Origin of the sequence: Streptacidiphilus sp. P02-A3a (assembly GCF_014084105.1) — a bacterium.
Lineage (GTDB): Bacteria > Actinomycetota > Actinomycetes > Streptomycetales > Streptomycetaceae > Streptacidiphilus.
Genome location: NZ_CP048289.1, coordinates 7,819,193 through 7,833,440, shown reverse-complemented (window position 1 = coordinate 7,833,440; position 14,248 = coordinate 7,819,193). Strand labels below are relative to the sequence as shown.

Annotated in this window: 8 protein-coding genes; 7 read left to right on the top strand and 1 reads right to left on the bottom strand. The window is 73.4% G+C overall.

Annotated features, from left to right (window positions below; genetic code table 11):
* Positions 1-276 precede the first annotated feature (276 nt).
* Both smc and ftsY read left to right on the top strand, forming a co-directional pair.
* Complete coding sequence (gene smc, locus GXP74_RS32900; protein WP_182454906.1) at positions 277-3,984, top strand: chromosome segregation protein SMC; 3,708 nt, start codon at positions 277-279, stop codon at positions 3,982-3,984.
* Between the two features lie 17 nt (positions 3,985-4,001).
* Positions 4,002-5,225 carry a signal recognition particle-docking protein FtsY gene (ftsY, locus tag GXP74_RS32895; RefSeq protein ID WP_182454905.1) on the top strand — a complete coding sequence of 408 codons (1,224 nt, stop codon included), beginning with the start codon at positions 4,002-4,004 and terminating at the stop codon, positions 5,223-5,225.
* A 96-nt stretch (positions 5,226-5,321) separates the two neighbouring features.
* On the opposite strand, the gene GXP74_RS32890 is transcribed toward ftsY, so the two are convergent.
* A complete protein-coding gene (locus GXP74_RS32890) occupies positions 5,322-5,900 on the bottom strand; it encodes a bifunctional DNA primase/polymerase (protein WP_370468574.1) in 579 nt (192 codons plus the stop codon).
* A gap of 483 nt (positions 5,901-6,383) precedes the next feature.
* Here GXP74_RS32890 and GXP74_RS32885 point away from each other — a divergent pair, with 483 nt between their 5' ends.
* The 5 genes from GXP74_RS32885 to ffh all read left to right on the top strand — a co-directional run bounded on the left by GXP74_RS32885 (position 6,384) and on the right by ffh (position 14,210).
* A complete protein-coding gene (locus tag GXP74_RS32885; RefSeq protein ID WP_182454903.1) occupies positions 6,384-7,841 on the top strand; it encodes a hypothetical protein in 1,458 nt (485 codons plus the stop codon).
* Positions 7,842-8,147: 306 nt separating this feature from the next.
* Positions 8,148-9,509 (top strand): ammonium transporter, encoded by a 1,362-nt coding sequence (locus GXP74_RS32880; protein WP_182454902.1) that lies wholly within the window; start codon positions 8,148-8,150, stop codon positions 9,507-9,509.
* Complete coding sequence (locus GXP74_RS32875) at positions 9,506-9,844, top strand: P-II family nitrogen regulator (RefSeq protein WP_182454901.1); 339 nt, start codon at positions 9,506-9,508, stop codon at positions 9,842-9,844. The genes GXP74_RS32880 and GXP74_RS32875 overlap by 4 nt, the downstream gene beginning before the upstream one ends.
* Positions 9,845-10,034: 190 nt before the next feature.
* Positions 10,035-12,569, top strand: coding sequence for a [protein-PII] uridylyltransferase (locus GXP74_RS32870; protein ID WP_182454900.1), 2,535 nt, complete (start codon positions 10,035-10,037; stop codon positions 12,567-12,569).
* A gap of 99 nt (positions 12,570-12,668) precedes the next feature.
* Positions 12,669-14,210, top strand: coding sequence for a signal recognition particle protein (gene ffh, locus GXP74_RS32865; protein ID WP_182454899.1), 1,542 nt, complete (start codon positions 12,669-12,671; stop codon positions 14,208-14,210).
* Positions 14,211-14,248: the final 38 nt, after the last annotated feature.

Below are 14,248 nucleotides of genomic sequence, written 5' to 3'. Positions count from 1 at the left end.
TTAGTTCGCCACCGCGGTCGGTTCGCCACCGCGTCACGTTCGTCGCTGCGCACGACTGCGACGCTTCACGACAGCTCTGCGCGGCAATCTGTGTGCTAGGGACGCCCACCGTGGCGTCCCTTCGGCACGACCCCCGCCACCCCCGTCTCCTTGTACCAGGGATGCCCTCCGCCCCGGCCGGTGAAACCCCGCTGGGCGTCGAGCCCGCACCACGGTCCCCCGGGATAGAGTTCCCGTGGTCAGCAGGGGGGCCGGATCAGGCGGAGGTACTCACGCGTGCACCTGAAGAGCCTCACCCTCCGCGGCTTCAAGTCCTTCGCCTCCGCCACCACGCTGCGCCTGGAACCCGGCATCACCTGCGTGGTCGGCCCCAACGGCTCCGGCAAGTCCAACGTGGTCGACGCCCTGTCCTGGGTGATGGGCGAGCAGGGCGCCAAATCGCTGCGCGGCGGCAAGATGGAGGACGTCATCTTCGCCGGGACCACCGGCCGCGCGCCGCTGGGCCGCGCCGAGGTCGCGCTGACCATCGACAACACCGACGGCGCGCTGCCCATCGAGTACAGCGAAGTCACCATCTCCCGGACCATGTTCCGCAACGGCGGCAGCGAGTACGCGATCAACGGCAGCACCTGTCGGCTGCTGGACATCCAGGAGCTGCTGTCCGACTCCGGTATCGGCCGGGAGATGCACGTCATCGTCGGCCAGGGCCAGTTGGACTCGGTGCTGCACGCCGACCCGATGGGCCGCCGGGCCTTCATCGAGGAGGCGGCCGGGGTCCTCAAGCACCGCAAGCGCAAGGAGAAGGCGCTGCGGAAGCTGGACGCCATGCAGGCCAACATGACCAGGGTGCAGGACCTGGTCGGCGAGCTGCGCCGGCAGTTGAAGCCGCTGGGCCGCCAGGCGCAGATAGCGCGCCGGGCCGCCACCATCCAGGCCGACCTGCGCGACGCCCGGCTGCGGCTGCTCGCCGACGACCTGGTGACGCTGCGGCGCGCGGTGGAGGAGGAGGTCGCCGACGAGATGGCGCTGCGGCTGCGCCGCGGCGGCGTCGAGCAGGAGGCCGAGGAGTGCCGTCGGCGGGAGGCCGTGCTGGAGGCGCAGGTGGCGCAGCTGGGCCCGCGCGTCGAGCAGGCCCAGCAGACCTGGTTCGCGCTGTCCTCGCAGGCCGAGCGGGTGCGCGGGACCATCGGCCTGGCCGAGGCCCGGCACCGGCACGCGACCGCGCCGCAGACCGAGGAGCGCCGCGGACGCGATCCGGAGGAGCTGGAGCGCGAGGCCGCGCGGGTCCGGGCGGAGGAGGCGGAGCTGGCCGAGGCGCTGGAGGAGGCCCAGTACACGCTGGCCGAGACCGTGGAGCGGCGGGCCGAGCTGGAGCGGCAGCTGCAGCAGGAGGAGCAGCGGCTGCGCGCGGCGGCGCGGGCGCTGGCCGACCGCCGGGAGGGGCTGGCCAGGCTCCAGGGCAAGGTCGCGGCGGCCCGCTCGCGGGCGGTCGGCGCGGCCGAGGAGATCGGCCGCCTGGCCGAGGCCCGGGACGCCGCCACCGCCCGCGCCGCACTCGCCACCGAGGAGTACGAGCAGCTCAAGGCGCAGGTGGACGGCCTGGACGCGGGTGACGCGGAGGCCGAGCAGCAGCTCGTCGAGCTCCGCGCGGCGCTGGCCGAGGCGGAGGAGGCGCAGTCGCGGGCCCGCGAGGAACTGGCGGCGGTCGAGCGGGAAAGGGCCGGACTGACCGCCCGGCGCGACGCGCTGGCCCTGGGACTGCGCCGCAAGGACGGCAGCGGAGCGCTGCTCGGCGGCTCGGTCAGCGGAGTGCTGGGCCCGGCGGCCGAACTGCTGACGGTGCGCCAGGGCGCGGAGGCCGCGGTCGCCGCGGCGCTCGGCCACGCCGCCGACGCGGTCGCGGTGACCGGGGTGGCCGAGGCGGCCGAGGCGCTGCGGCTGCTGCGCAAGGACGACGCCGGGCGCGCCGCCCTGCTGATCGCCGACGCCCCCGCCGCCGAACCGGACCGGTCGCCGCTGCCCGACGGCGCGGTCCGGGTCGCCGACCTGCTCTCCGGCCCGGCCGGGCTGCTCGCGGCGGCGGCCGGACTGCTGCGGGACACGGTGCTGGTGGACACCCTCGCCGACGCCGAGGCCCTGGTCGCCGCCCGCCCGGAGCTGACCGCGGTCACCGCCGAGGGCGACCTGCTCAGCGGCGGCTTCGGCTACGGCGGTTCCGCCGGTGCCCCCAGCCTGCTGGAGACCCGGGCCGCGGTGGACGAGGCGGGCGCCGCGCTGGAGGCCCTGGCCGGACGCCGGGAGGCGCTGGCGGCCGCGCTGGAGCAGGCCACCGCCCGGCGCAAGGCGCTGGCGGCCGAGGTGGAGGCGCTGGCCGCGCGCCGCCGCGCCGCCGACAAGGAGAAGTCCGCCGTCGCCCAGCAGCTCGGCCGGCTCGGCGGCCAGGCGCGCGGCGCGACCGGCGAGGCCGAGCGGCTGACCGCCGCCGCCGCGAAGGCCGGGGACGCCCGCGAGCAGGCGGAACAGGAGCTGGCCGAGCTCTCCGAGCGGCTGCTGGTCGCCGAGGAGGGCCCGAACGAGGAGGAGCCGGACACCGGCGACCGGGACCGGCTGGGGGAGGAGTCGGCCCGGGCCCGGCAGAGCGAGATGGAGGCCCGGCTCGCGGTCCGCACCCACGAGGAGCGGGTCCGCGGTCTGGCGGGCCGGGCCGACTCGCTGGACCGGGGCGCCAGGGCCGAGCGCGAGGCGCGGGCCCGCGCCGCCGCGCGGCAGCAGCGGCTGGGCCACGAGGCCCGGATCGCCGCCGCCGTCCGCGACGGCGCCCGGCTGCTGCTGGCCCGCGTCGAGGCGTCGTTGCAGGCGGCGGCGGCCGAGAAGGCGGAGGCCGAGCAGCAGCGGGCGGCCCGCGACACCGAGCTCGGCCGGGAGCGGCTCCGCAGCCGGGAGCTCAAGGCCGAGCTGGACAAGCTGACCGACTCGGTGCACCGGGACGAGGTGCTGCGGGCCGAGAAGCGGCTGCGGATCGAGCAACTGGAGACCAAGGCGCTGGAGGAGCACGGCATCGAGGCCGAGGGGCTGCTCGCCGAGTACGGCCCCGACCAGCTGGTACCGCCCTCACTCGCCCCGGCGGACCCCGACGCACCGGAGGCCAAGGCTGAGGGTGAGGCCAAGGCTGAGGCCAAGGCGCCTGCGGCCGCCCGCCCGTACCGGCGCGAGGAGCAGGAGCGCCGACTGCGCGCCGCCGAGAAGGCCTACGCCCAGCTGGGCAAGGTCAACCCGCTGGCACTGGAGGAGTTCGCGGCGCTGGAGGAGCGGCACCAGTTCCTCGGCGAGCAGCTGGAGGACCTCAAGTCCACCCGCCGCGACCTGCTCACCGTCGTCAAGGAGGTGGACGAGCGGGTCGAGCAGGTCTTCACCGCCGCGTACCACGACACCGCGCGCGAGTTCGAGGGCGTCTTCTCCCGGTTGTTCCCCGGCGGTGAGGGGCGGCTGGTGCTGACCGACCCGGAGAACATGCTGACCACCGGCATCGACGTGGAGGCCAGGCCGCCGGGCAAGAAGGTCAAGCGGCTGTCGCTGCTCTCCGGCGGCGAGCGCTCGCTGACCGCCGTCGCGCTGCTGGTCTCCATCTTCAAGGCCAGGCCCAGCCCCTTCTACGTGATGGACGAGGTCGAGGCGGCGCTGGACGAGACCAACCTGCGGCGGCTGATCGCCATCATGGAGGAGCTGCGGGACAGCTCCCAGCTGATCGTGATCACCCACCAGAAGCTGACCATGGAGTGCGCCGACGCCCTGTACGGGGTGTCCATGCGCGGCGACGGCATCTCCCAGGTGATCAGCCAGCGGCTGCGGGAGACCCCGCGCCCGGCCCCCCGCCGACTGCTGGCCGCCCAGCGCCGTCCCGAGCCCGGCGGCCGTCCCGAGGCCGCCGACCAGGCCGATCCGCAGGACATGCGTCCGCAGCAACCCGCCGCCGGTCCCTCGTAACGGATACTGGGGACGCCATGGAAACCATCATTCTCATCGTAGTCATCGCGGTGGTCCTGCTCGGAGCCGCCGCCGGTCTCGTCGTCAACGGCCGACGACGCAAGCAGCTGCCGCCGCCCCCGCCCCCGGACACCACCCTCGGCGCCCCGGCCCGGCCGACCCCGGTCGAGCCGCGGCCCACCGTCGAGGCCGAACCCGAAGCCGAGCCTGAAGCCCAGGCCGAACCCGAAGCCCAGGCCGAACCCGAAGCCGAGGCCGCCGAGGAACCGGTGGCCGAGGCGCTGGCCCCGCCCGCGCTGGAGGTCCCGGAGCCGACCGCGGGCCGCCTGGTCCGGCTGCGCTCGCGACTGTCGCGCTCGCAGAACTCCATGGGCAAGGGCCTGCTCTCGCTGCTCTCCCGGGACCACCTGGACGAGGACACCTGGGAGGAGATCGAGGAGGTCCTGCTCACCGCCGACGTCGGGGTCACCCCGACCCAGGAGCTGGTGGAGCGGCTGCGTACCCGGGTCCGGGTGCTCGGCACCCGTACCCCGGACGACCTGCGCGCGCTGCTCCGCGAGGAGCTGCTGGCCCTGGTCGACCCGGAGATGGACCGCACCCTGCACACCGCCCGGCACACCGAGGAGGAGCCGCCGCGTCCGGCGGTGATACTGGTCGTCGGCGTCAACGGGGTCGGCAAGACCACCACCAGCGGCAAGCTCGCCCGGGTCCTGGTCGCCGACGGCCGGACCGTGCTGCTGGGCGCGGCCGACACCTTCCGCGCCGCCGCCGCGGACCAGTTGCAGACCTGGGGCGAGCGGGTCGGCGCGCACACGGTGCGCGGCCCGGAGGGCGGCGACCCGGCCTCGGTGGCCTTCGAGGCGGTCAAGCAGGGCATCGCCGACGGCGCCGACACCGTCCTGGTGGACACCGCCGGACGGCTGCACACCAAGACCGGCCTGATGGACGAGCTGGGCAAGGTCAAGCGGGTGGTGGAGAAGCACGGCCCGGTGGACGAGGTGCTGCTGGTGCTCGACGCCACCACCGGCCAGAACGGCCTGGTGCAGGCGAAGGTCTTCGCCGAGGTGGTGGACATCACCGGGATCGTGCTGACCAAGCTGGACGGCACCGCCAAGGGTGGCATCGTCGTCGCCGTGCAGCGCCAGCTGGGCGTGCCGGTGAAGCTGATCGGCCTGGGCGAGGGCCCGGACGACCTGGCGCCGTTCGAGCCGGACGCCTTCGTGGACGCGCTCATCGGCTGAGACCGACCGCCGACCCCTCGCGGGCCGCCTCCCGACCGGGAGGCGGCCCGCCGCTCGTTCCGCCCCGACCCGGCCGTCCGGTCAGCGGCCGTCCGGTCAGCGCCGCCCGACCAGCCCGGCGACCCCCCGGTGGCAGGCGTACGCCAGCGTCCCCAGCAGCAGCCTGGCCTCCGGCGGGCGGGCCGCGCTCTCCGGCGTGGGCGGGCGCAGCCAGCGGGTGAGCGCGGTGGGCGGTGCCGGGACCGAACCGCCCGGGCCGTGGCAGCGCAGGTCGAGCTCGGCGTCGTCCCAGCCGGTGCGGTACAGCAGGTCCGGCAGCACCTCGGCGGTGTGCGGGGCGACCAGGAACAGCGCCCGGTCCCCGGCCGCCAGCACCGGCCCGGGCCGGACGCCCATCCGCTCCAGCCGGACCAGCGCCCGGAAGCCCGCCTGCTCCGGGACGTCCAGCGCGTCGAAGCCGATGCCGGTGCGCAGCCGCAGCTCCGCGCCGGGGTGCCGCAGCCACAGGTCGCCGACCTGGTCCGGACTGCTGGCGGGCGGCAGTTCGGACCCGGCCAGGACGGCGGTCCAGCCCAGGGTCAGCGTGTACTCGGCGACGGCCCGGCACCGGCTGGCGCGGGCCCGACCGCGTGGGCCCAGCGCGCGTCCGCCGAAGATCGGCCTGTCGAACAGGATGTCCAAGTCCACTCACCACCAACAGGTACGGGGGTCCGATGGTTACGCCGGGGTGCGGCAGGGTGCGCGGTTCGTCCGGGGGGCGCGTGCCCTGACCTCGTGCTCCAGCTGCGGCGACGCCGCGAGCGGAGGACGTTGCCGGGGACGCGCCGATGGAGGAGGGTCATAGTGCGAGAGCGAGCGGGAGTTCGCCCGAGATCCAGTGAAGCGCGCCAGGACCGCCGAAAGTTCACCCCCAGGGGTGGCGAAAGGTGGCGTTTCTCCCGGCGAACTCCCCCGGATGGTCGTGGGCACGCTACGTTCGCTCCGCAGGGCAGTTCTCCTCCGAACGCGTGGGTATGCCGCTGGCATCCGAATCCAACAAGTGGATTCCAGGGCAGGTCCCATGACGGTCCGTTGGATCTGTCGGCGATCAGGCCCGGACCCCCGGCTGACGGGGAGTCACGGGCACCGTGGAGGTGAGCCCGGGATGGGGGCGTTCCGGTGGGCGAGAAGCAACCAAATGAGCAACTGACGGCGTGGTTCGTCAGGAGCGGTTGGTCAAAGGGTGAGTTGGCGCGCCAGGTGAACAAGCGCGCCCGGCAGATCGGCGCCAGCCATGTCAGTACCGACACCTCGCGGGTCCGGCGCTGGCTCGACGGGGAGTGCCCGCGCGAGCCGATTCCGAAGATCCTCTCCGATCTCTTCTCCGAGCGCTTCGGATCGCTGGTCAACATCGAGGACCTGGGCCTGAAGCCGACGGTCCAGCTCACCCCCGGCAGCGGGGTGGACCTCCCCTGGAGCGGTCCGCAGACCGTGCAGCTGCTCTCCGACTACTCCCGCAGCGACCTGATGCTCAACCGTCGGGGCTTCCTCGGCACCTCGCTGGCGCTCACCGCCGGTACCGCTCTGATCGAACCGCTCCAGCGCTGGCTCGCCCCCTCCGCCAGCGGTCGGCCGACGCCGATCCTGGCGGCCGGCCGGGACCAGGCCCAGATCACCGGCCGGATCTCCGCCCCGGAGCTGGACCTGCTCGAATCCACGGTGATGATGTTCCGCCAGTGGGACGCCCAGAACGGCGGCGGCCTGCGCCGCAAGGCCGTGGTCGGCCAGCTGCACGAGGTCTGCGACCTGCTCCAGGAGAGCTACAGCCCGGACGTCACCCGGCGGCTGTTCCAGACCACCGCCCAGCTCGCCCACCTCGCCGGGTGGATGTCGTACGACATAGGGATGCACCCCAGCGCGCAGAAGTACTACGTGCTGGCCCTGCACGCGGCCAAGGAGGCGGGGGACCGCCCCTTCGGCGCGCTGATCCTGTCCGACATGTGCCGCCAGATGATCCACCTGAACCGTGGCACCGACGCCCTGGAGCTGATCCACCTCGCCCAGTACGGCAGCCGCGACACCGCCACCCCGCGCACCCAGTCGCTGATGCACGTGCTGGAGGCGCGTGCCTACGCCAACCTGGGCGACGTCACCAAGTGCTTCCGCGCGGCCCGGCTGGCGGAGGACAGCTTCCGGGACATCAACGACGGGGATCCGGAGCCGGACTGGATCCGCTTCTTCTCCGAGGCCGAGCTCAACGCGGAGAACGCCCACTCCTACCGCGACCTCAGCTACCAGACCGGCCGCAACCGCCAGTACGCGATGGAGTCGCAGCCGGTGATGGAGCGGGCGGTGGAGCTCTTCTCGCAGGACCCGGGCCACCAGCGCTCCTACGCCCTCAACCTGATCGGCATGGCCAGCGTCCACCTGCTCCAGCAGGAGCCCGAGGCCGCCGCCGCCTCCGCCCAGCAGGCCGTGGACATAGCGATGCGGATCCGCTCGGAACGCGTCAACACCAGGCTCAGGAAGACCACCGAGGCGGCACTGGGGGAGTTCCGCGACGTCGCCGAGGTGAACCGGCTGCGCGAAAGGATCGATCAGGACCTCCCCGAGTTCAACCGTCCGCAGGCCGTCTGAGCCAACGGCCCCCGCGCGCCGCTGAGGCGGTTTTCAGCCTCGGCAGCCCCCCAGAGTTCCGGCCGCGAAAACCCTTCACACTTGGCTCCCCCACGCCTGGTCTGCAGGATGGTTTTCGCGGCCGGGCCTTTTGCTGGGCGTTCACCGCCGCGTAACAGCGGCGTCAGCTTCGTCACCTACCGGAAACACGTCGGCGCGTCGGCCGAAACCGCCCCTTGTCAATCTCCTCTTCAACAAGCCGACGCCTCCGGTGGTACGGGACGGGATACCGGGGATCGGAGCGGCTCAACATTCGAGGAGACGCCGATGCCTACCGGCTTCAGCGGCGGGGACACCGCATTCGTGCTCATAAGCGCGGCACTGGTCATGTTGATGACACCGGGCCTCGCGTTCTTCTACGGCGGCATGGTCCGGGCCAAGAGCGCCCTGAACATGCTGGTCATGAGCTTCATCGCGCTGGGTATCGTGACAGTGCTCTGGGTGCTCTTCGGCTTCTCGCTCAGCTTCGGTCCTGACGCCTTCCACGGCTTGATCGGAAACCTGCACTACCTGGGCATGAGAAACATTGGGATGAACCAGCTCTACTTGGGCTATGGCATTCCGGTTTTCGCACTGTCCGCCTTCCAGTTGATGTTCGCGGTGATCACTCCGGCGCTGATCAGCGGCGCCATCGCGGACCGCACCCGCTTTGCCGCCTGGGGCCTCTTCGTCGCCCTGTGGACCACCCTCGTCTACTTCCCGGTCGCGCACTGGGTCTTCTACAGCGACAACGGCAAGGGCGGCTGGCTGGTCGACAAGGTCGGCGTGCTCGACTTCGCCGGCGGTACCGCGGTCCACCTCAACGCCGGTATGGCCGGTCTGGCCCTGTGCCTGGTCCTCGGCAAGCGGGTCGGCTTCAAGAAGGACCCGATGCGTCCGCACAGCCTGCCGCTGGTGATGCTCGGCTCCGGGCTGCTGTGGTTCGGCTGGTTCGGCTTCAACGCGGGCTCCGCGCTCTCCGCCAACGGCCTGGCCGGGATCGCCTTCATCAACACCCAGATCGCCACCGGTGCCGCGATGATCGGCTGGCTCGCCTTCGAGCGGATCAAGCACGGCGCCTTCACCACCCTCGGCGCGGCCTCCGGCGCGGTGGCCGGCCTGGTCGGGATCACCCCCGCCTGTGCCTACATCAGCCCGCTCGGCTCGCTGGCGCTCGGCCTGATCGTCGGCGCCCTGTGCGCCTACACCATCAGCCTCAAGTACAAGCTCGGCTTCGACGACTCGCTGGACGTGGTCGGCGTGCACGCCGTCGGCGGTGCCACCGGCGCCCTGCTGATCGGCCTGTTCGCCACCGGTCACCTGGGCGCCCCGGCCAAGGGCCTGTTCTACGGCGGCGGCCTGGACCAGCTCGGCAAGCAGGCGATCGGCGTGGTCTCGGTCGGCGCCTACTCCTTCGTGATGGCGTACATCCTGGGCAAGCTGATCGAGAAGACCATGGGCTTCCGGGTTCCGGAGGAGGTCGAGGTCGCCGGGATCGACCTGGCCGAGCACGCCGAGTCGGCCTACGACTTCAGCGCCGTCGGCGCGGCACTCTCCAAGGCCCTGGCGTCCCCCGCCCAGGTGGCCAAGGATGAGCCCGAGGTAGGCGTCGCCGCCAAGGCCGGCGCGGAAACGAAGGTCGAGGCATGAAGCTCATCACCGCAGTCATCAAGCCGCACCGTCTGGACGAGGTCAAGGACGCGCTTCAGGCGTTCGGGGTGCACGGGCTGACCGTCACCGAGGCCAGCGGCTATGGTCGGCAGCACGGCCACACCGAGGTCTACCGGGGTGCCGAGTACACCGTGGACCTGGTGCCCAAGGTCCGGATAGAGGTGCTGGCCGAGGACGACGACGCCGAAGGCCTGATAGAGGTGATCATCAAGGCCGCCCGCACTGGCAAGATCGGTGACGGCAAGGTCTGGAGCGTCCCGGTCGAGACCGCGGTCCGGGTACGCACCGGGGAACGCGGACCGGACGCGCTGTAGCTCCGTCCGTGCCGGGCGACAACTGAACCAAGCAGTGGCGGGGGGAGCGCGGGCGACGAGGCCCGGCTTCCCCCGCCGCCGCGTCCCACCGACCCCGCCGGAGGAGCCGGCGCCGAGAGGCGCCGGCACCGCTCCGGCTGTTCGCGTATCCGCGGCACCAGGCATTTCGGCACCAGCCACGGGAGACCCGTTGACTGATCGGCAGCAGGCACAGGCAGGCTCCACCCCCGTCCTCGGCACGTCCGCCCCGGCACCCGGCCCCGGCAGCGGTCCCAGGCCCGACTCCGCAACCGAACCGACCGGCTACGCGGCCCAGCGGCTGCACCTGCTGCGCGCGGACCCGAGGACCGGCGCGGCCCGCCGCGCCGCCCTGGCCGAGCTCACCGACCGCTGGCTGTCCGGCCTGTTCACCACCGCCGCCGACGGCCTGACCGGGGTCGCCCTGGTCGCCGTCGGCGGCTACGGGCGCGGCGAACTGTCCCCCCGCAGCGACCTGGACCTGCTGCTGCTGCACGACGGCGGGCCCAGCGGCACGGCCGTCTCGCAACTCGCCGAACAGATCTGGTACCCGGTCTGGGACAACGGCATCGCCCTGGACCACTCGGTGCGCGACCTGGGCACCGCCCGCAAGGTCGCCGCGGGCGACCTCAAGGTGCAGCTGGGCCTGCTGGACGCCCGGCACCTGGCGGGGGACCCGTCGCTGACCGCCTCGCTGCGCTCCAGCGTGCTGGCCGACTGGCGCTCGGCCGCCGCCGACCGGCTGCCGGAGCTGCACGCCCTGTGCCGGGAGCGCGCGGAACGCCACGGCGAGCTGTCGTTCCTGCTGGAGCCCGACCTCAAGGAGGCCAGGGGCGGCCTGCGCGACCTCACCGCACTGGACGCGGTGGCCGCCTCCTGGATCGCCGACGCGCCCCGGGCCGGTCTGGACGCCGCCGGAGCCCGGCTGCGCGACGTCCGGGACACGCTGCACCTGGTCACCGGCCGGGCCACCGACCGGCTCAGCCTCCAGGACCAGGACCAGGTCGCGGCCGAGCTCGGGGTGCTCGACGCGGACATCCTGCTGCGCCAGGTCTACGAGGCGGCCCGCACCGTCGCCTACGCCGCCGACGTCACCTGGCGCGAGGTGGACCGGGTGCTGCGGGCCCGCAGCGACCGGCCGCGCCGCAGCACCCGCTTCGGCTTCGGCTCCGCCGGGCGGGCCGCGCCGCAGCGCGGCTCCGCGCTGCGCAGCCCGCTGGCGGAGGGCGTGGTCGAGCAGGACGGCGAGGCGGTGCTGGCCGCCACCGCCAAGCCCGCCGCCGATCCGGTGCTGCCGCTGCGGGCCGCGGCGGCCGCCGCCCAGGCCGGTCTGCCGCTGGCGCCCTCGACCGCCCGCCGCCTGGCCGCCGAGTCCCGGCCGCTGCCGGTGCCCTGGCCGGACGAGGCCCGGGAGCAGCTGGTGACCCTGCTCGGCGCGGGGGAGAGCGCGATCCCGGTCTGGGAGGCGCTGGAGGCCGAGGGACTGGTGGCCAGGCTGCTGCCGGACTGGGAGCGGGTCCGCTGTCGCCCGCAGCGCAACGCGGTGCACCGGTGGACGGTCGACCGCCACCTGGTGGAGACGGCGGTCCAGGCCGCCGCGCTCACCCGCCGGGTGGCCCGCCCCGACCTGCTGCTGGTGGCGGCGCTGCTGCACGACATCGGCAAGGGCTGGCCGGGCGACCACTCCGAGGCGGGCGAGGTGATCACCCGCGACGTCGCCGCCCGGCTCGGCTTCCCCAAGCCGGACGTGGACACCCTGGCGCTGCTGGTCCGGCAGCACCTGCTGCTGGTGGACACGGCGACCCGGCGCGACCTGGACGACCCGGCCACGGTGGCCACGATCACCTCGGCGGTCGGCAGCACCGGCGTACTGGAGCTGCTGCACGCGCTGACCGAGGCCGACGCGCTGGCCACCGGTCCGGCCGCGTGGAGCACCTGGCGGGCCACCCTGGTCGCCGACCTGGCCGGGCGGGCCGCCGCCGCCCTGGACGAGGAGTCCCGGCAGGCCCCCGGTTCCGGCAGCGGCCCCGGTCCGGCCGAGCCCTCGGCGGAGGAGGAGCGGCTGGCGGTGGAGGCGGCCCGCACCGGCGGCCCGGTGCTGTCGCTGCGGGCCGAGTCCGAGCAGGCGCCGGACCCGACCACCGAGCCGATGGGGGTCACCCTCACCCTGGCGCTGCCGGACCGCCCGGCGGTGCTGCCGACGGTGGCCGGGGTGCTGGCGCTGCACCGGCTGACCGTCCGGGCGGCGGCGATCCGCGAGCTCGACCCGATCGGCGCCGGCCCGGTGCTGGCGCTGACCTGGCAGGTGGCCGCCGAGTTCGGCGAGGTACCGGAGGCGGCCCGGCTGCGCGCGGACATCCGCCGGGCACTGGACGGCGGGCTCGACGTCAGCCGCCGCCTGGCCGAGCGGGACGCCTCGGCCCCGCGCCGCCGGGGCAGCGCCGCCCCGCCGCCGCGGGTCACCGTCGCGGCGGGCGGCTCGGCCTCGGCGACGGTGCTCGAAGTCCGCGCGCACGACGCCCCGGGCCTGCTGCACCGGATCGGCCGGGCGCTGGAGTCGACCGGGGTCCGGGTCCGTACCGCGCGGATCTCCACCCTGGGCGCGGACGCGGTCGACGCCTTCTACGTGACCGGCGTCGACGGCCGTCCGCTGCCGCGCGAGCGCGCGCTGGAGGTGGCCCGATCGGTGGAGCGGGCGCTGTGCTGAGACCGGTCGGGGGCGGGTGGGTCCCGTACCACGCGCGGCCGGATACCCTGGGGGGCGACTGTTCCATCCGTAACCGAGCCACGAGGACCCGCGACCGACGTGTTCGATACCCTTTCCGACCGCCTCGCAGCGACGTTCAAGAACCTCCGTGGCAAGGGGCGCCTGTCCGAGGAGGACATCGACGCCACCTGCCGTGAGATCCGCATCGCCCTGCTGGAGGCCGACGTCGCGCTTCCGGCCGTGCGCGCGTTCATCAAGCAGGTCAAGGAGCGGTCCCTCGGCGTGGCGATCGCCGGTGGGCTGAACCCGGCCCAGCAGGTCATCAAGATCGTCGACGAGGAACTGGTCAGCATCCTCGGCGGGGAGACCCGGCGGCTGCGCTACGCCAAGACCGGTCCGACCGTGATCATGCTCGCGGGCCTCCAGGGCGCGGGCAAGACCACGCTCGCCGGAAAGCTCGGTTACTGGCTCAAGCAGCAGAAGCACACGCCGCTGCTGGTGGCCTGTGACCTGCAGCGCCCGAACGCGGTCACCCAGCTCGGCGTCGTCGCCGAGCGGGCCGGGGTGGCCATCTACGCCCCCGAGCCGGGCAACGGCGTCGGCGACCCGGTGAAGGTCGCCCGGGACTCCATCGAGTACGCCAAGACCAAGCAGTACGACGTGGTCATCGTCGACACCGCCGGCCGGCTCGGCATCGACGCCGAGCTGATGCGGCAGGCCGCCGACATCCGCTCGGCGGTCAACCCGGACGAGGTGCTGTTCGTCCTCGACGCGATGATCGGCCAGGACGCGGTCACCACCGCCCAGGCCTTCCTCGAAGGCGTCGACTTCACCGGTGTGGTGCTGTCCAAGCTGGACGGCGATGCCCGCGGTGGTGCCGCGCTGTCGGTGGCGCACCTCACCGGCCGTCAGATCATGTTCGCCTCCAACGGCGAGAAGCTGACCGACTTCGACGCGTTCCACCCGGACCGGATGGCCTCCCGGATCCTCGGCATGGGCGACGTGCTCAGCCTGATCGAGCAGGCCGAGAAGACGTTCAACCAGGACGAGTCCGCCAAGCTGGTCTCCAAGCTGTCCAGCAAGGGCGGCAAGGAGTTCGGCCTCGGCGACTTCCTGGGCCAGCTGGAGCAGGTCGCCAAGATGGGCTCCATCTCCAAGCTGCTGGGCATGCTGCCGGGCATGGCGCAGATGCGCGACCAGATCAACAACATCGACGACAAGGACGTCGCCCGGGTGGGCGCGATCATCAAGTCGATGACCCAGGCCGAGCGGGACGACCCGAAGATCATCAACGGCTCCCGCCGGGCCCGTATCGCCAAGGGCTCGGGCGTCCACGTGTCCGAGGTCAGCAGCCTGGTGGAGCGCTTCTTCGAGGCCCGCAAGATGATGTCGGCGATGGCCGGCGGCAAGGGCATGCCGGGGATGCCGGGCATGCCGGGCATGGGTGGCGGCGGCGCCCGCAAGGCCAAGCAGCAGAAGCAGGCCAAGGGCAAGCAGAAGTCCGGCAACCCGCTGAAGCGGGCCGCGGACCAGAAGGCCGCGCTGGAGCGCAAGGCGCAGCCGGGCGGGGCCTTCGGTCCCGGCGCGGCGCAGCTGCCGGAGAACTTCGAGCTCCCCAAGGAGTTCAAGGACCTGCTCTGAGCAGGGACCGGCGCTGATCGCGTCCGCGCCGAACCACG